The organism is Kitasatospora sp. NPDC040550, assembly GCF_055594965.1.
This window is the reverse complement of the sequence record NZ_JBVIWC010000001.1, coordinates 546,702-562,199: the sequence shown is the minus strand read 5'-3', so window position 1 is coordinate 562,199 and position 15,498 is coordinate 546,702. Positions and strand designations below refer to the sequence as shown.

Here is a 15,498-nt window from a genome sequence, read left to right as displayed (position 1 = left end):
CCGTGGCTCAGCAGCTCGCACTCTCCGTCGACTTCGGGTCGGGTTTCACCCAGGCCTGGGGCAAGATCGCCAAGGTCGTCCCGCAGTTCATCGCCTTCCTGGTGATCCTCGCCATCGGCTGGTTCGTGGCCAAGGCGATCGCCCGGATCCTGGACCGCGTGCTGCGCCGCGTGGGTTCCGAGAAGGTCGCCGAGCGGGCCGGGATGGCCCGGTACCTGAGCGGCTCCAAGTACGACATGACCGGCATCATCTGCAAGATCGTCTACTACGCGGTCCTGCTGATGGCGCTCCAGCTGGCCTTCGGCGTCTTCGGGCCGAACCCGATCAGCGTGATGATCCACAGCATCGTCGCCTGGCTGCCCAGGGGCATCGTCGCGGTCGCGATCGTGGTGGTGGCGATGGCCATCGCCAACGGCGTGCGCGACATCGTCGGCAACGCGCTGTCCGGCGCCTCGTACGGGCGCACCGTCTCCACCGTGGCCTGGGCGTTCATCGTGGCGCTCGGGGTGATCGCGGCCCTCGGCCAGGCCGGGATCGCGACCGCGATCACCGGGCCGGTACTGATCGCGGCGCTGGCCACGGTCGCCGGGGTGCTGGTGGTCGGCGTGGGCGGCGGTCTGATCATGCCGATGCGGCAGCGCTGGGAGCGGTGGCTGGACAGTGCGGAGCAGGAGACCGCCCGGCTGCGCGGCACCGCCTACCAGGCCGGCCGCTCGGACGCGCTGGCCAACCAGCCGATCCGGCCGACCACCCAGACCGGCCCGGGCACCCCGCCGGCGCCGGGGATCGACCCGGGTGGGAATCGGTAGACCGGTCTACCGGGCGTACCTGGTCCACCAGGTACGCCCGGCCTGCCTGGCCTGCCTGGCCTGATGGGAGATCTCTGGACCGGTCTACCTATGAGCCTCGCTATCAGTGGACCGGTCTGCATATTTCCTCGGGGCGACCCACGACCCACGACCCGCGACCCACGACCCGCGACCCACGACCCGCGATTCCACGACCCGGGATCGGTCGACCGGGTCCACCGCTCCCGGCCCCGCCGCTCCTCGGCCCCGCCGCCCCCTCGGATCAGACCTCCAGCAGCCCCTGGTTGCGCACCAGCCAGCAGATCGCCGTCAGCCTGGTCACGGCGTAGTCGTAGCCGACCGGCTCCCGCCAGCCGATCTCGGTGAGCGCGTCCAGGAAACCGAGCGCGTAGTCCGACAGTTCCTCACGCTCCAGCGGCCGGGGCGCGAGCTCCGGTCCCTGCGCGTACAGCAGCTCGCGCAGCATCGCCGCGTGCTGGTCGACGGCCGCGACGAAACCGGGCTCGAAGGCGAACTCGGCCAGCCGGGGCGTGAAAGCGGCCACGATGCCGGGCAGCGGGCAGCCGGCCGGCTCGTCGGGGGAGCGCCGGAAGGACTCGTCGGGGGTCGCGAACATCCGTCCACGGTAGGCGAGCCGCTGTGGTGGCGAGCCGGGACGTGACGGTTCCGTGCTGAGACCTTGGCCACCTTCGGAACGTTCCGTGGCATGGCCGGTTCCCTGCGTTCCCGAACGGGTGGTCCGTACCAGAATGGCCCGCATGGACCTCCGCATCTTCACCGAGCCCCAGCAGGGCGCGAGCTACGACACCCTCCTCAAGGTCGCCCGCACCGCCGAGGAGCTCGGCGTGTTCAGCGCCTTCTTCCGTTCCGACCACTACCTCAAGATGGGCGACGTGGACGGCCTGCCCGGCCCCACCGACGCCTGGATCACGCTGGCCGGCCTGGCCCGTGACACCAGCACCATCCGGCTCGGCACCCTGATGACGGCCGCCACCTTCCGGCTGCCGGGCGTCACCGCGATCCAGGTCGCCCAGGTCGACGCGATGAGCGGCGGCCGGGTCGAGTTCGGTCTGGGCGCCGGCTGGTACGGGGCCGAGCACAGCGCGTACGGCATCCCGTTCCCGAAGGAGAAGTTCGGGCGGCTGGAGGAGCAGCTGGAGATCATCACCGGGCTGTGGCGGACCAAGCTCGGCGACACCTTCGACTTCGCGGGGGAGTACTACACCCTCACCGACTCGCCTGCGCTGCCCAAGCCCGTCCAGGAGCGCATTCCGGTGCTGGTCGGCGGTTCGGGCCCGAAGCGCACCCCGGCGCTGGCCGCCCGGTTCGCCGACGAGTTCAACCTGCCGTTCGCCTCGCTGGACGACACCGCGGCCCAGTTCGGCCGGGTCCGGGCCGCCGTCGAGCAGGCCGGGCGCTCGGCCGACGACCTGGTGTACTCCAACGCCCTGGTGCTCTGCGTCGGCCGGGACGACGCCGAGGTGGCCCGTCGGGCCGCCGTGATCGGCCGCGAGGTGGCCGAGCTCAAGGAGAACGGTCTGGCCGGCACCCCGGGCGAGGTGGTGGAGAAGCTCGGCCGGTACGCGGCGGTCGGCAGTGAGCGGGTCTACCTCCAGGTGCTCGACCTGAGCGACCTCGACCACCTGGAGCTGGTCGCCGCACAGGTGGCCCCGCAGCTGGGCTAGCCGCCCCCCGGCCTCCACCGAGCCTCCGCACCCGCTCTGACCACGGGTCTTTACTCGTTCTTGGTCATGCGCCATGCTCGTGGCAGGGAACGCGGGTGGAAGCGGCGGGCGGAGGGCCGGTGACGGGGACACGAATACCGCGGGCGGCGGTGCCACGGGTGCCGCCGCCCCGCGCTGCCGAGGATCGTGCTGCCGAGGACCACGTCGCCGAGGACCGCGCCGGCGGCGATCGGCCGGTCGTGGATCGGATCGTCCGCACCGGGGTGTACGAGCTGCGCGGCCCCGGCCCGGCCGCGCTGCGCTACCCCGTCGGTGACCTGCTGGTCGTCACCGGGCTGCCCGGCAGCGGCAAGAGCACCCTGATGCGCCGCAGCGTCCGCGCCCCGCTGGTCGACTCCCAGCTGGTCCGCGAGGAGTACGCGTCGCGGCTGCCCGGCCGCCTCCCGTACGCGCTGTACCGGCCGCTGGCCCGGCTCGCGCACTACCGCCGGCTGCGCCGGGCGGTGCTGGACGGCGGGCCGCTGGCCGTGCACGACTGCGGCACGCTGCCCTTCGTCCGGTCCTGGCTGGTCCGGGCCGCGGCCCGGCAGGGGCGCCGGGTGCACCTGCTGCTGCTCGACGTGGACCCGCAGGAGGCCCGGGCGGGTCAGCGGCGGCGCGGCCGGTGGGTCTCGCGCTACGCCTTCGCCCGGCACCGGGGTGCGGCCGCCCGGCTTCGCGGGCTGCTGCTCGGGGCGGGGCGGCCGCCGGTCGGCTGTGCGTCGGCCGTGGTACTCGACCGGGGTGCCGCGCGCGCCGTGCGGGAGATCGACTTCTCGGCGTCGTAGTCTCGGGCGGGTCCGCGCCGGGCGCCGGTCGCCGGTGGGCGGGCCCGAGGCGCGGTCGATGCCCGGTCACCTCCCCCCCGCCACCTCCCTGGTCACCTCCCCGTCAGGAGCGCTGATGCGCCGTACTGTCCGGGTGCGCTCGCGTGCCCCCCGCTTGTTCCCCTGCGCCGCCGCGCTGATCGCCGCGGCCGGTCTGAGCCAGTTCGCCGCCCCGGCCCCGCACCGGACGGTGGCGGCCGTCTGCGACGGCACCGCCGCCGAGACCGCCGCCAACGCCAACGCCGGTGCCGGTGCCGGTGCCGACGCCCGGAAGCCGGCGGGCAGTCAGGCGGGCCGGGACCCGAACGCCGTGAGCGCCGGTGAGGCCCGGGCGATGCAGGCGGACCTGGACCACCGGCTCACCGAGCTCGGCCCCGCCCACGTGCAGCTGGCCGCCGCCCCGACCACCGTCCCGGTGTACGTGCACGTGATCCACTCCGGGGACGCCGGCCGGCTGGACGGGAGCGTGGTGGCCGCCCAGATCGACCACCTCAACGCCACCTACGGCGGCCAGGGTGAGGGCAACACCCCCACCCGCTTCCACTTCGACCTGGCCGGCACCGACTGGACCGACAACGCCGGCTGGTACTCCGGCATGACCCCCGGCTCCGCCGCCGAACGGTCGATGAAGAGCACCCTGCGCAAGGGCGACCAGGGCACTCTCAACCTGTACACCGCCCACCTCGGCCAGTCCCTGCTCGGCTGGTCGACCTTCCCCAGCGCCTACCGCTCGGCCCCGACGGACGACGGCGTGGTGATCCTGGACGACTCGCTGCCCGGCGGCCCCGCCACCCACTACAACGAGGGCAACACCGCCACCCACGAGATCGGCCACTGGCTCGGCCTCTTCCACACCTTCCAGGGCGGCTGCCTGACCCCGGGCGACTACGTGGACGACACCCCGCCCGAGCGCAGCGCCGCCTACGGCTGTCCCGAGGGTCGGCACACCTGCCCGGCCGGCGGGCTCGACCCGATCCACAACTTCATGGACTACAGCTACGACACCTGCATGTCCCAGTTCACCCCGGGTCAGGTTCAGCGGATGTCCAACTCCTGGGACGCCTACCGCAGTTGACCGTAGGCCGGGCCGCCGCAGGCCGGGCCACCGCAGGCCGGGCCACCGCGAGGTCGGACCCCGCGAGGCCGGTCAGCAGGAGGCCGGTCAGCAGGAGACGTCGAGGTAGAGCAGCGTCCGGCCGTCGGCGGCGCGGAACTCGTACGCGCGGTGGTCCTCGGCCAGCGCCCTGAGCCAGGCCGCCGGACGCTCCTCGGGGGTCAGCAGGACCGGGACCAGCGCCTCCGGGAAGTCCTGGTGCCAGCCGTCCCAGTCGCCCAGCGTCATCTCGTCGGCGCCGGTCGCCAGCCGCTTGGCCAGCCGCCGGTCCAGCGGGCCGCGGGCCAGCCGCCAGTAGCAGCCGTGGGCGTCCTGGAAGCCGCCCGCCGCCACGGGGGTCAGGCGGTACGGGCCGGCGCCCCCGCCGTCAGCGGGCGGCAGAGCGGCGGCGACCTCGGCGACGACCTCGGCGAAGCCGCCGGCACGGCGGTGGCGCGGTGTGCTCGGCATGGGGGCATTCTCGCGGGCGGCGCCGTTCGGCGGCACCCGAATTGAATGCGGAACGCCGGGTGCGGCGTGGCAGCTGCCGGGCGTGTGCCCGATTTGATCTATGTTCGGACGATCGGTGCCGAGCAGGAGTGACCGAAGGAGCAACCGCATGAGTGCCAACACCCGGATCGTCGTCGGTGTCGACGGCTCGCCCGCCTCGGAGCAGGCGCTGCGCTGGGCGGTCGACTACGCCAAGGCCGTCGGCGGGACGGTCAACGCCGTCACCGCCTGGGAGTACCCCGCGTTCTACGGCTGGGGCGGCACGGCCGTCCCCACCGGGGAGTCCCTCAACCCCGAGGAGCTGGCCGGGACGACCCTGGCCGAGAGCGTCGCCAAGACCGTCGGCGCCGACCCGGGGGTGCCGATCAGCGAGAGCGTGATGCCCGGCAACGCGGCCGGCGTCCTGCTGCAGGCCGCCAAGGGCGCCGCGCTGCTGGTCGTCGGCAGCCGCGGTCTCGGCGGCTTCTCCGGCGTGCTACTCGGTTCGGTCAGCCGCCACGTCACCGAGCACGCGCCCTGCCCCGTGGTCGTGGTGCGGGAGGGCCAGGTCGAGGCCGGGTAGCGGCGAGGGGCCGGTGCCGCACCGGGCCGCCGCGCGGACCAGAATGGAGACATGCCAGAAGGTGACTCCATCTACCGCGTGGCGGTCCGGCTGCACGAGGCCCTCGCCGGTCAGCAGCTGACCAGCGCCGAGCTGCGGGTGCCCGCGCACGCCACCGCCGTGCTCGCCGGGCGCCGGGTGCTGGAGGTCCGCCCGCGCGGCAAGCACCTGCTGACCCGCCTCGAAGGCGGGCTCACCCTGCACACCCACCTGCGGATGGACGGCCGCTGGGAGGTCTACCGCCCCGGCGAGCGCTGGACCGGCGGCCCCGCCTTCCAGATCCGCGCCGTCCTCGGCACCGAGCACCTCACCGCCGTCGGCTACCGGCTGCCCGTCGTCGAACTGCTGCGCACCGGCGACGAAGGGCGGGCCGTCGGCCACCTCGGCCCCGACCTGCTCGGCCCCGACTGGGACCCGGTCGAAGCCGTCCGCCGACTCCTCGCCCGCCCCGCCCGGCCGCTCGTCGAGGCCCTGCTCGACCAGCGCAACCTGGCCGGGATCGGCAACGTCTACGCCAACGAACTGTGCTTCGTCGCCGGGGTCACCCCGTGGACCGAGGTCGGACGGGTGCCGCACCCCGACCGGCTGGTGGAGCGGGCCCGGCAGATGCTGGAGGCCAACAAGCTGCGCCCCGGCCACATCACCACCGGCGACACCCGGCCCGGCTACCGGCACTGGGTCTACGGCCGGGCGGGCCGCCCCTGCCCGCGCTGCGTCACGCCCGTGCTGACCGGGCGCCAGGGCGACGCCCCGCGGGACCGGGCGGTGTTCTGGTGCCCGTACTGCCAGCGCGGGCCGGCCCCGACCGCCCCGGCTGCCACGTCCGCCCCGGCTGCCGGAGCCACCGAGGCCGCAGCGTCCGCCACGTCCGCCACGTCCGCTAGATCCGCCAGGTCCGCTAGGTCCGCTCGACCAGGGCGGGGTGCCGCGGGTCGTCCACCCGTACGGTGAGGTCGGCGGCCTCGGCCGGCCCGGTCTCCGCCTCGTAGCGGGCGAAGGCGGGCAGCGTCCACTGCTGGTCCGCCGGAGTGCGGCGGGCCAGCGCGGCCGGGGTGAGCGCCAGGTGGACGCTCAGTTCGAACGGCAGCCAGCGGCCGAGCAGCAGCGCGCCGTCCAGCAACAGCACGCCGCCGGGCGGGAGTTGGACGTACGGGGCGCGGGTCGAGCGGTCGGTGGCCGGGTCGCGCAGCGAGGGCAGCACCCGGCCGGTGCCGCCCGGCTCCAGCGGGTCCAGCACCTCGCGCAGCAGGGCGCCGTCGTCCAGCCAGAGGTCGTGGAAGGCGTCCGTGTCCCGGTGGCCGTACTCCAGCCGGATCGAGGCCGGGCGCAGGAAGCCGGCCGCCGACACCCGCAGCGCCGGGCGGCCGCGCAGCCGCAGCGGCTCCACCAGGGCGTCGGCGAGCAGCTCGGGCCGGGCGGCCGCGGCGCCGTCCACGGCGACCCGCAGCCACCGCTCGCCGGCGCCGGGCAGTTCGGTGATCCGGTCGGCCAGCAGCTCGGCCAGCTTGTCGGGGGAGATCGGATGTGCCTGCACCAGGACATCCTGCCGCCCGGGGCGCTCCCGGCCCAGCGGTTTCAGCTCAGCGGTTTCAGCTCAGCGGTTTCAGGTCAGCGGTTTCAGGTCAGCGGTTTCAGCGTTTCAGGTCAGCGGCAGCGCATGCAGGACGTCGTCGTGGCCGGCGTAGAGCCGGGAGCCGTCGGCGGCGAGGTTCCAGACGTCCCGGCCCGGGCCGGAGTCGTGGAAGGTCCACCCCGGTGTGCCGGTCGCGGTGTGGATCGCCGCCACCCCGCCCGCCGCCGGACCGGGCACGTACAGCGTGCCGCCGACGACCAGCGGACGGCTGCGGTTGTCCAGCAGGAACGGCAGCTTGACGGACCAGAGCACCGCGCCGGTCCGTGTTTCCAGGCAGGTGACGACGCCGTCGTTGCGCAGGACGAAGACCCGGACGGTGTCCGGGACGGGCGGCAGGGCCCGCCAGGACTCCCCCCGGGCGGCGGTGTGGTTCCAGACCGGCTTGCCGTCGGGGCCCAGCAGGTACACCCCGCCGTTGCTGTCCGGGACGAGGAAGCTCGTCCCGGAGGCGACGCACCAGCCGAAGTCCTGGGTGACGGCGGCGGTCGAGAGCTCCTCGCCGGTGGTGGCGTCCCGGACCGCCAGCTCGATGCGTTCGCCGGTCGACCGGACGCAGGCCAGCAGGTTCTTGTCGTAGGGGGCGGTGGCGGCGGCGGGCCGTTCCTGGTGGTCGACCGCGACGGACCAGAGCAGGGAGCGCTGGTCCAGTCGCACGGCGAAGATCCGGCTGCTCGGCGCCGAGCTGTCCGAGCGCGGCCAGCTCAACAGGCAGCCGTAGAGGATGCCCGCGCTCAGGCAGGTGAGCTGGACCTCACCGTCCAGCTCCTCGGGCAGCGCCAGGCTCCAGTCGGCGGCCGGGTCGGTGAGGTGGTGGGCGTCCAGGTGGCCCCGGGAGGTGGCGGTGACCAGGTGGTCGCGCCAGACCGCGACCTTTCCGGCGGGCAGTTCCCGGTCGCTCGGCCAGTCCTTGGGCGCCGGCGGGTCGAACACCAGCAGCCGTCCGGGACGACCGGTGCCCGGGTCGAGGGCCTGCCACCCCGCCTTCGAGAGGAACGCCGGTCCCTGGGGCGCGGCGAGCAGCCGCTCCGGGGTCATCGCCTGCGGGCCCCGGTACGTCCACAGCGGCGTCGGCCCGGACAGCGCGGTCGGCTGCGGCCCGCTCGGCGACGGCGACGGCGCCGGCCCGTCGCCCTCCACCCGGCCCAGCGCCCACGCCGCCCCGCCGGCCGCCAGTACCCCGGCCCCGATCAGCAGCCCGCGCCGGCTCAGCCGGGGGCCGTCACCGTCCGGGCCCCCACCGCCGAGGACGTCCCCGGGCACCGCGTCCGCAGCGTCCGCCTCCCCGTCCCACTGCCAGGCGGCGTCCTGCACGGGCCCCTCGGGCGACTTCATCCGGTCCTCACTCCCACCCCGGCGGCCACCGTGCCACCACCCGCCGGGGAGGATATCGAACAGTCCCCGAACCATCCCAGGCGGCGACGGGAGGGGCACCAGGACGTGTCCGGCAATTCCCGCCGGGCGCGCGACGCTCCCCTGGCGGGTCGAGCAGGCGGCGGGCCGGGTGCCGGCCGTGCACACCTGTGTGCTGGACGAGGCGAGCCGGGTGTACCGGGCCGGTGAGGTGTTCACCGGACCGGTGAAGGCGGCGGTGCCGTACCCGGTGGAGGCCGACCTCACCGAGCTGCCGCGAGCCCGTCACCCGCCCGGCGGATAGTTCGCTCGGCCGGGTGAGGGCGTCCGCGCCGGTGCGGGTGGGGCCGGTGGGCCGCCCGGGGCGGGCGGGGCTCGCCTTGACACGGTTCCGGGCCGGACGTAGCAAGGGAGCATGCGCGATCCGCGGCCGACCGGCGGGGACGCCGAACCGGTCCGTGCGGCGGGCCCGGAGGCGGCGCACGCGCGGGACGCGCTGTTGGCGGAGGCCGTCCGGGAGGTGTTGGCGTCGACCGGGGCGTACGGGGCGATGGTGCACCTGCGCGCCCGGGACGGGCGGTCCCTGGTGCTGCGGACCCTCGCCGGGGTGCCGCTGTCGATCATGAGTCCGTTCCGCCGGATCGCGGCCGCCGGTCCGCTGCCGGTCGCGGTCTGCTTCCGGACGGGGCGGACCGTCACGCTGTCCGACTCCGAGGACACCGTGCGGCGCTTCCCGCAGCTGGCCGTCGGACTGCCGTACGACTTCGTCTCGGCCTGCGTGCCGGTGGGGCACGGCGGGGAGCGGTTCGGGGTGCTCAGCGTGCTGTGGCCGGCCTCGGACGACGGGGTGCCGGCCGGGGAGGGCGGGCGGCCGGAGGCGGTCGCCTCCCGGCTGGGCGCGGGGCTGGCCAAGGTGGCGGCGGCCGGGCAGCCGGTGGAGCCGGCCGGGGACGGTGCCGTGGTGGAGCTGTCGCCGCCGTCGGTGCCGACCACCCGGGTCGGGCTGTTCGACTGGGACGTGGCCAGTGGCGCGCTCGCGGCGGACGTGCGGTTCCGGGAGATCTTCGGCTTCGGGCCCGGCGAGTTCGACGGCACGGTGCGCTGCCTGACCGGCCGGATCGCCCCCGGCGACGTGCCCGAGTTCCGGGCCGCCGCCCGCACCGCCCTGGAGCACGGCGAGGTGCTGGCAGCCCGGGTGCGGGTGCTGGGACCGGCCGGCCGCCCGTACCCGGTGGAGCTGTGGGCCCGGGTGCCGGGGGCGATCACCGACGGCGGGACCCACCTGGTCGGCGCCGTCCTGGACGTCCGCACCCTGACCGCGGCCGCGGCCGCCGTCGAGCGGCTGCACGAGGGCCTGCTCTCGCTCGACCCGGACGGCCTGATCAGCTACGTCAACCGGGCCGCCGAGCCGCTGCTCGGGGCCGGCGCCGAGAAGCTGGTCGGCCACCACCCCTGGGAGGTGCTGCCCTGGCTCGCCGACCCCTTCTACGAGAACCGCTACCGCGCCGCCCTGCTCTCCCAGCAGCCCACCGCCTTCCTGGCCGCCCGGCCGCCGGACGGCTGGCTCGCCTTCTCGCTCTACCCCGACCCGCACGGCGTCACCGCCCGGGTGGTCGCCGCCGCGGCCCCGCCGGGCGCGGCCGAGCCGCCGACCGCCCTGCTGCCGCCCGCGGCCGGGGCGGGCCCGGGCGGCGTCGGCGGCACCCACCACCTGCTCCAGCTGGCCAGCGCGCTCACCGAGGCCGTCACCGTGCGGGACGTCTGCCGGGCGGTGGCCGAGGAGATCCTGCCGGCCTTCGGCGGCCAGGAGCTCGCCATCTACGGGGTGCGCGACCAGCGGCTGCACCTGGTCTCGCAGAGCGGCTACCCCGACGGCTTCCTGGACGGCTTCGAGGGCACCCCGCTGGACGCCCGGGTCCCCGGCGCGGAGGCGCTCAGCACCGGCACCCCGATCTTCTTCGAATCGGTGCGCGAGCTCGCCGCCGCCTATCCGGGCCTCGCCCTGGACGAGATGGGCGCCTGGGCCTTCCTGCCGCTGATCGCCTCCGGCCGCCCCGTCGGCAGCTGCATCCTCGGCTTCGACCGGGAGCACCCCTTCACCGTCGAGGAGCGCGGACTGCTCACCGGACTCGGCGGCTTCATCGCCCAGGCCCTGGAGCGGGCCCGGCTGTACGACGCCGAGTTCGTGCTGGCCCGCGGCCTGCAACAGGCCCTGCTGCCGCACCGGCTCCCGCAGGTGCCCGGCATCCGCACCGCCGCCCGCTACCTGCCCGGCACCCAGGGCATGGAGATCGGCGGCGACTGGTACGACGCGATCGTCACCGGCGACGACCTCACCCTGGTGATCGGCGACGTCGAGGGCCACAGCGTCGGGGCGGCCGCCGCGATGGGCCAACTGCGCAGCGCCGTACGGGCGTTCGCCAGCGGCGGCGAGCCGCCCGGCCAGGTGCTGGCCCGCACCAACCGGCTGCTGCTCGACCTCGACCCGGGGCTGCTCGCCAGCTGCTGCCTGGTCCGCCTCACCCCCGCCGACGGCACCGTGCGGATCGGCCGGGCCGGCCACCTGCCGCCGGTGCTGCGCCACCCGGACGGACGGGCCGAGGCGCTGTACGTGCCGGGCGGGCCGCTGCTGGGCGTCGACGACGGGGCGGCGTACCCGGTCAGCGAGCTGCGGCTGCGGCCCGGGTCGCTGCTCGTCCTCTACACCGACGGGCTGGTGGAGGACCCGGCGCTGGCGATCGACCAGGGGGTGGACCGGCTGCGGGCGGCGCTGGCGCACGGGCGGGCGGGGGAGGAGCTGGAAGAGCTGGCCGAGCGGCTGCTGCGCGAGGTCGGCTCGACCGGGCGGGTGGACGACGTGGCACTGCTGCTCACGGCCTTCGGGACGGACGAAGGGGCGGGCGGCGGTGTGGACGCCGGGGTGGGCGGCCGTATGGACGCCGGGCTGGGCGGCGGCGTCGACGACGGCGGAACGGCGACTTTCGTCGGCCCCGGCGGCGACGAAGGGTGACCGCGGCCGGGGCGGCCACCCGGTTAGCCTCGACGGGTGGAAGCAATCGCACGGGCCTGGTCGCAAGCGGTACGGACGGCGCTCCCGGGGCCCTGGCGCCCCCGGCGGGTGGTCGGCGAGGCCGTGGCGGCCCTGCTGATGGGCGTGCTGGCGGCCCTGCTGGAGGTCGTCGCCGCCAGCGACCTGGCGGTGCCCTTCGGGCTGGCCGTCGCCGCGCTGTGGCTGCTGCGGCGCGGGTTCCCGGCGACCGTGCTGGTGCTGACCGGGACGCTGGCGGGCTGGTCGCTCGGGCCGTTCCCGCTGCTGGTGTGCGCGGGCTGGGTGGCCGGGGCGCGGATCGGCCGGGTGTGGCGGCTGGTCGGCGCCTTCGTGCTGAGTTACCTGATGTTCTCCATGTTCGGGATGCTCAAGGACGGCGCCTCGTACTCGCCCAAGCTGATCATCGGGTTGTCGCTCGGAGTCTTCCTGGTCTTCGCCGCGCTGCCCGCCCTCTACAGCCGCTACCGGGCGCAGCGCCGCGCCCTGCTGGACGCGCTGCGCGAGCGCAACGACCAGCTGGTGCGCGAGCGGGCGATGGTGGTGCACCAGGCCCGGCTGCGGGAGCGGCACCGGATCGCCCAGGACATGCACGACAGCCTGGGCCACCAGCTGGCGCTGATCTCCGTGCACTCGGGCGCGCTGGAGGTGGACCGCACCCTCAGCGACCGGCAGCGGGAGGCGGTCGGGGTGCTGCGGCAGGCGGCCGTCGCGGCCATGCGCGAGCTGCGCGAGGTGGTCGGGGTGCTGCACGACGAGTCGACGGCGCTGCCGCCCGCGGTCGTCGGCGCCCCGGGGCCGGCGGCCGCGCGCGGCGGGGTCGACGGGATCGAGGGCCTGGTGGAGTCCTCCCGGGCGCCCGGGACGGTGGTGGAGCTCTGCGTCGAGGGCGAGCGGCGGCCGCTCGCGGCGGCGGTCGACCACGCGGCGTACCGGATCGTGCAGGAGGCGCTCACCAACGCGCACAAGCACGCCCCCGGCGCGCCGATCGCGGTCGCGCTCCGGTACGAGCCGGACGCCCTGGTCGTGGAGGTCACCAACCCCCGCGCGCCGGAGCTGGTGGGCGCGCGCGCCGGCGCGGGGCCGGTGGTGAGCGGCGGGCAGGGGCTGACCGGCCTGCGGGAGCGCGCCCGGTTGGTCGGCGGCATGGTGCACGCCGGTCCGACGCCGGAGCAGGGTTTCCGGCTGGCCGCCGTCCTCCCGTACGCGGGGGCGGAGGCCGAGGGTGCCGCCGCCCTGGCGGCCGAGGAGGACTGGGCGGTCGGCGGGCTGCCGCCGGTGGACGGTGCGGAGGGCGGCCGGCGCCGCCCGGCGCTCGGCTGCGCGGCCGGGGTGGGGGCGGTGACGCTGATCGTGGCGGGCCTGGTGGCCTGGGGAGTGGTGGCCTTCGTCCGGGGCGCCAGCGACTCGACGGTGCGGCAGTCGGTCTACGACCAGATCCGGGTGGGTGACTCGCGGGGCGAGGTGCTGCGGCAGCTCCCGCCCGGCAACGACTTCTTCACCTCCGACTTCCAGTCCGCCGGGCCGCCCCGGCCGGAGGACTCGCACTGCCGCTGGTACTCGCTGGCGAAGGACGGCCAGGGCGACTCCTGGTCGGACAACCACGTGGCGCGGTTCTGCTTCAAGGGCGGGGTGCTGGTGGAGAAGGTGGAGTACGTGACCGGCTGACGCCGCCGTGCCGTCCGGGCGTCGGGGCCGCGCCGCTCCGTCCGGGCGTCCGGGTGTCCGGGCCCGCGCCGTTCCGCCGGGCCCCGGGCGGGAGGCCGGCGCGGCCGGGATGTGAGGATGGAGTTCCAGCCGCACCACCGTTCGAGGGGAATGACCAGCGTGATCCGAGTCCTCGTCGCCGACGACGAGCCGCTCATCCGGGCCGGGATCAGGATGATCCTGGGGTCGGCCGAGGACATCGAGGTGGTCGCGGAGGCCGCCGACGGCCGGCAGGCGCTGGAGCTGGCCCGGGCGCACCGGGTGGACGTCGTCCTGCTGGACATCCAGATGCCGGTGATGGACGGACTGACGGCGCTCGGGGAGCTCGGCAGGGTCGCGCCCGGCGCACGGGCGATCATCCTCACCACCTTCGGGGAGCGCGAGAACGTCCTGCGCGCCGTGACCGAGGGCGGCGCCGGGTTCCTGCTCAAGGACACCGCGCCGAACGAGCTGATCCAGGCCGTCCGGGCCGCGGCCGGCGGGAACGCCTTCCTCTCCCCGGCCGCCACCCGGCACATCGTGGACTCGCTGGCCGCCGGGCGCAGCGGCTCGGTGGCCGCCCGCAGCGCGCAGGCGCGGCGCCGGCTGGAGGTGCTCACCGGGCGTGAGCTGGAGGTGCTGGCGCTGCTCGGGGAGGGTCTGTCGAACGCGGACGCGGGGGCCCGGATCCACATGAGCGAGGCGACGGTGAAGACCTACGTCAGCCGGATCCTGGCCAAGTTGGGCTGTGAGAACCGGGTCCAGGCGGCGCTGCTGGCGCGGGACGCGGAGCTCGACGGCCGTAGCTGAGCGGGTTCGCGCGGTCGCGGAGGGTGTCGGCGGTGATGGATGCCACTCATCCGGTGGTCCGAACCGGGAACTCCGGATGTCCTGGTGACGGTCCGTCACGTCCTGATTGCGGACGGTCGATGGTGTGCGGGAGTCCACGAACGGACAGATGTGAGCACGGGCACGGAAACTGATCGTTCGTTCTCTGAAATGCGGTCAAACCCGGTCGAATCGGGCGCCGTTTCTTGATCGATACCGCCGGTAACAGTCAACTGACCTGCGAGAACCAAGAATTGCTTGCTGAGCCCCGGATGTGCCCCTAGCTTTCTTGGCGGCGCAAGGAGCGCCACCCGGGTTCACCCCGACGCACGGCCCGCCGACTGACCCCCGGCGCGAGGGCGGTGCCCGCCGACGAGACCGGCTCGACCAGGCCGTCGGCGAGTGGAGGTGGCCGGGGCGGCACGGCACGTCCGACACGTGGCCGGCCGCCCGACGAGTGAGGTGAGCGCAACCGACCGGCCCGTGTCCCGGGCCTGGTTCCGCCTGCCCGCCCGGGGCTTGCCGAGAGGACATTCATGACTTCCCGTCACGAGACCGCCGCTGCCACCGAGACCACCACCAGCAAGCGCAACCGCCTGCGGATGGCGGTCGTCGCGGGCGCCGCCGTCGCGGCCCTGCCGGTGGCCGGCCTCGTCACGGCCACCTCGGCCTCCGCCGCACCCTCCTCCACCTGGGACGCCGTCGCCCAGTGCGAGAGCGGCGGGAACTGGAGCATCAGCACCGGCAACGGCTTCAACGGCGGACTGCAGTTCACCCCCTCCACCTGGGCCGCGTACGGCGGAACCGCGTACGCGCCCCAGGCCAACCAGGCGACCAGGGCGCAGCAGATCGCCGTCGCCGAGAAGGTGCTCGCCTCGCAGGGGCCGGGCGCCTGGCCCGTGTGCTCCCAGAAGGCGGGCCTGAGCAGGGGCGGCGCGCCGGCCGCCGTCGACACCTCGGCGGGCTCGGGTGCCGCGGACCGGCCCGCGGCACCCGCCAAGCCGGCCAAGCCGGCCAAGCGGTCCGCGAAGGCGGCCCCCAAGGCCGCCCAGCAGGCGGCTCCGAAGGCGGCCGCTCCGAAGGCGGAGCCGCACGCCGCGCAGGCCCCGCAGGGCCGTCCGTCGGCCAAGCCGGTGCAGTCCGCTCCGGCGGCGGCGAAGAACACCGCCGGTGGCGAGTACACCGTCCGCAGCGGTGACACGCTCAGCGACATCGCCGCCAAGTTCGGCGTCGACACCGACGGCCTGTACGGCAGGAACGCCCGCACCATCGGCGCCGACCCGGACCTGATCTTCCCGGGGCAGACGCTGACCGTCTGACGCTCCACCGCCCTTCGGTGAGATCCGGCGCGCTCCGGCGGCCACCCCTGCGCGGGGTGGCCGCTCGGCGCG

At 75.2% G+C, this 15,498-nt stretch carries 15 protein-coding genes; 11 read left to right on the top strand and 4 right to left on the bottom strand.

Annotated elements, in window-relative coordinates; genetic code table 11:
* Nucleotides 1–2 precede the first annotated feature (2 nt).
* Nucleotides 3–809 (top strand): membrane protein, encoded by an 807-nt coding sequence (locus tag ACZ58X_RS02540; protein WP_470331814.1) that lies wholly within the window; start codon nt 3–5, stop codon nt 807–809.
* Nucleotides 810–1,071: 262 nt separating this feature from the next.
* Here the strand turns inward: ACZ58X_RS02540 and ACZ58X_RS02535 are convergent, their stop codons facing one another.
* Nucleotides 1,072–1,425 (bottom strand): DUF6401 family natural product biosynthesis protein, encoded by a 354-nt coding sequence (locus ACZ58X_RS02535; protein WP_470331813.1) that lies wholly within the window; start codon nt 1,423–1,425, stop codon nt 1,072–1,074.
* A 142-nt stretch (nt 1,426–1,567) separates the two neighbouring features.
* Here ACZ58X_RS02535 and ACZ58X_RS02530 point away from each other — a divergent pair, with 142 nt between their 5' ends.
* The 3 genes from ACZ58X_RS02530 (at nt 1,568) to ACZ58X_RS02520 (ending at nt 4,435) form a co-directional block, all read left to right on the top strand.
* A complete protein-coding gene (locus tag ACZ58X_RS02530) occupies nt 1,568–2,494 on the top strand; it encodes an LLM class F420-dependent oxidoreductase (protein ID WP_470331812.1) in 927 nt (308 codons plus the stop codon).
* Between the two features lie 239 nt (nt 2,495–2,733).
* Complete coding sequence (locus ACZ58X_RS02525) at nt 2,734–3,321, top strand: AAA family ATPase (protein ID WP_470331811.1); 588 nt, start codon at nt 2,734–2,736, stop codon at nt 3,319–3,321.
* Nucleotides 3,322–3,436: 115 nt separating this feature from the next.
* The gene (locus ACZ58X_RS02520; protein WP_470331810.1) at nt 3,437–4,435 is read left to right on the top strand and encodes a zinc metalloprotease; all 999 of its coding nucleotides are present in this window, start codon (nt 3,437–3,439) and stop codon (nt 4,433–4,435) included.
* An 87-nt stretch (nt 4,436–4,522) separates the two neighbouring features.
* Here the strand turns inward: ACZ58X_RS02520 and ACZ58X_RS02515 are convergent, their stop codons facing one another.
* Nucleotides 4,523–4,924: a hypothetical protein gene (locus ACZ58X_RS02515; protein WP_470331809.1), complete on the bottom strand. Its 402-nt coding sequence runs from the start codon at nt 4,922–4,924 to the stop codon at nt 4,523–4,525.
* Nucleotides 4,925–5,072: 148 nt separating this feature from the next.
* On the opposite strand from ACZ58X_RS02515, the gene ACZ58X_RS02510 reads away from it, so the two are divergent.
* Both ACZ58X_RS02510 and ACZ58X_RS02505 read left to right on the top strand, forming a co-directional pair.
* Nucleotides 5,073–5,525, top strand: coding sequence for a universal stress protein (locus tag ACZ58X_RS02510; protein ID WP_470331808.1), 453 nt, complete (start codon nt 5,073–5,075; stop codon nt 5,523–5,525).
* Nucleotides 5,526–5,576: 51 nt separating this feature from the next.
* Nucleotides 5,577–6,515: a DNA-formamidopyrimidine glycosylase family protein gene (locus tag ACZ58X_RS02505; protein WP_470331807.1), complete on the top strand. Its 939-nt coding sequence runs from the start codon at nt 5,577–5,579 to the stop codon at nt 6,513–6,515.
* Here ACZ58X_RS02505 and ACZ58X_RS02500 read toward each other — a convergent pair.
* Nucleotides 6,463–7,098, bottom strand: coding sequence for a nucleoside/nucleotide kinase family protein (locus ACZ58X_RS02500; protein ID WP_470331806.1), 636 nt, complete (start codon nt 7,096–7,098; stop codon nt 6,463–6,465). The genes ACZ58X_RS02505 and ACZ58X_RS02500 overlap by 53 nt on opposite strands.
* 105 nt (nt 7,099–7,203) lie before the next feature.
* Nucleotides 7,204–8,529, bottom strand: a complete 1,326-nt coding sequence (locus ACZ58X_RS02495; protein WP_470331805.1) for an outer membrane protein assembly factor BamB family protein — start codon at nt 8,527–8,529, stop codon at nt 7,204–7,206.
* Nucleotides 8,530–8,707: 178 nt separating this feature from the next.
* Here ACZ58X_RS02495 and ACZ58X_RS02490 point away from each other — a divergent pair, with 178 nt between their 5' ends.
* The 5 genes from ACZ58X_RS02490 to ACZ58X_RS02470 all read left to right on the top strand — a co-directional run bounded on the left by ACZ58X_RS02490 (nt 8,708) and on the right by ACZ58X_RS02470 (nt 15,426).
* Nucleotides 8,708–8,851, top strand: a complete 144-nt coding sequence (locus ACZ58X_RS02490; protein ID WP_470331804.1) for a hypothetical protein — start codon at nt 8,708–8,710, stop codon at nt 8,849–8,851.
* Nucleotides 8,852–8,962: 111 nt separating this feature from the next.
* Nucleotides 8,963–11,557, top strand: a complete 2,595-nt coding sequence (locus ACZ58X_RS02485; protein WP_470331803.1) for a SpoIIE family protein phosphatase — start codon at nt 8,963–8,965, stop codon at nt 11,555–11,557.
* Nucleotides 11,558–11,593: 36 nt separating this feature from the next.
* Nucleotides 11,594–13,261, top strand: coding sequence for a sensor histidine kinase (locus tag ACZ58X_RS02480; RefSeq protein ID WP_470331802.1), 1,668 nt, complete (start codon nt 11,594–11,596; stop codon nt 13,259–13,261).
* A 159-nt stretch (nt 13,262–13,420) separates the two neighbouring features.
* Nucleotides 13,421–14,089, top strand: a complete 669-nt coding sequence (locus tag ACZ58X_RS02475; RefSeq protein WP_470331883.1) for a response regulator transcription factor — start codon at nt 13,421–13,423, stop codon at nt 14,087–14,089.
* Between the two features lie 554 nt (nt 14,090–14,643).
* Entirely contained in the window at nt 14,644–15,426 is a 783-nt protein-coding gene (locus tag ACZ58X_RS02470; RefSeq protein WP_470331801.1) for a transglycosylase family protein, read from the top strand.
* Nucleotides 15,427–15,498: the final 72 nt, after the last annotated feature.

Coding starts and splice junctions, on each gene's coding strand:
- ACZ58X_RS02520 (WP_470331810.1), top strand. CDS start 3,437: ATGCGCCGTACTGTCCGGGTGCGCTCGCGTGCCCCCCGCTTGTTCCCC.
- ACZ58X_RS02485 (WP_470331803.1), top strand. CDS start 8,963: ATGCGCGATCCGCGGCCGACCGGCGGGGACGCCGAACCGGTCCGTGCG.
- ACZ58X_RS02510 (WP_470331808.1), top strand. CDS start 5,073: ATGAGTGCCAACACCCGGATCGTCGTCGGTGTCGACGGCTCGCCCGCC.
- ACZ58X_RS02530 (WP_470331812.1), top strand. CDS start 1,568: ATGGACCTCCGCATCTTCACCGAGCCCCAGCAGGGCGCGAGCTACGAC.
- ACZ58X_RS02470 (WP_470331801.1), top strand. CDS start 14,644: ATGACTTCCCGTCACGAGACCGCCGCTGCCACCGAGACCACCACCAGC.
- ACZ58X_RS02535 (WP_470331813.1), bottom strand. CDS start 1,425: ATGTTCGCGACCCCCGACGAGTCCTTCCGGCGCTCCCCCGACGAGCCG.
- ACZ58X_RS02505 (WP_470331807.1), top strand. CDS start 5,577: ATGCCAGAAGGTGACTCCATCTACCGCGTGGCGGTCCGGCTGCACGAG.
- ACZ58X_RS02515 (WP_470331809.1), bottom strand. CDS start 4,924: ATGCCGAGCACACCGCGCCACCGCCGTGCCGGCGGCTTCGCCGAGGTC.
- ACZ58X_RS02495 (WP_470331805.1), bottom strand. CDS start 8,529: ATGAAGTCGCCCGAGGGGCCCGTGCAGGACGCCGCCTGGCAGTGGGAC.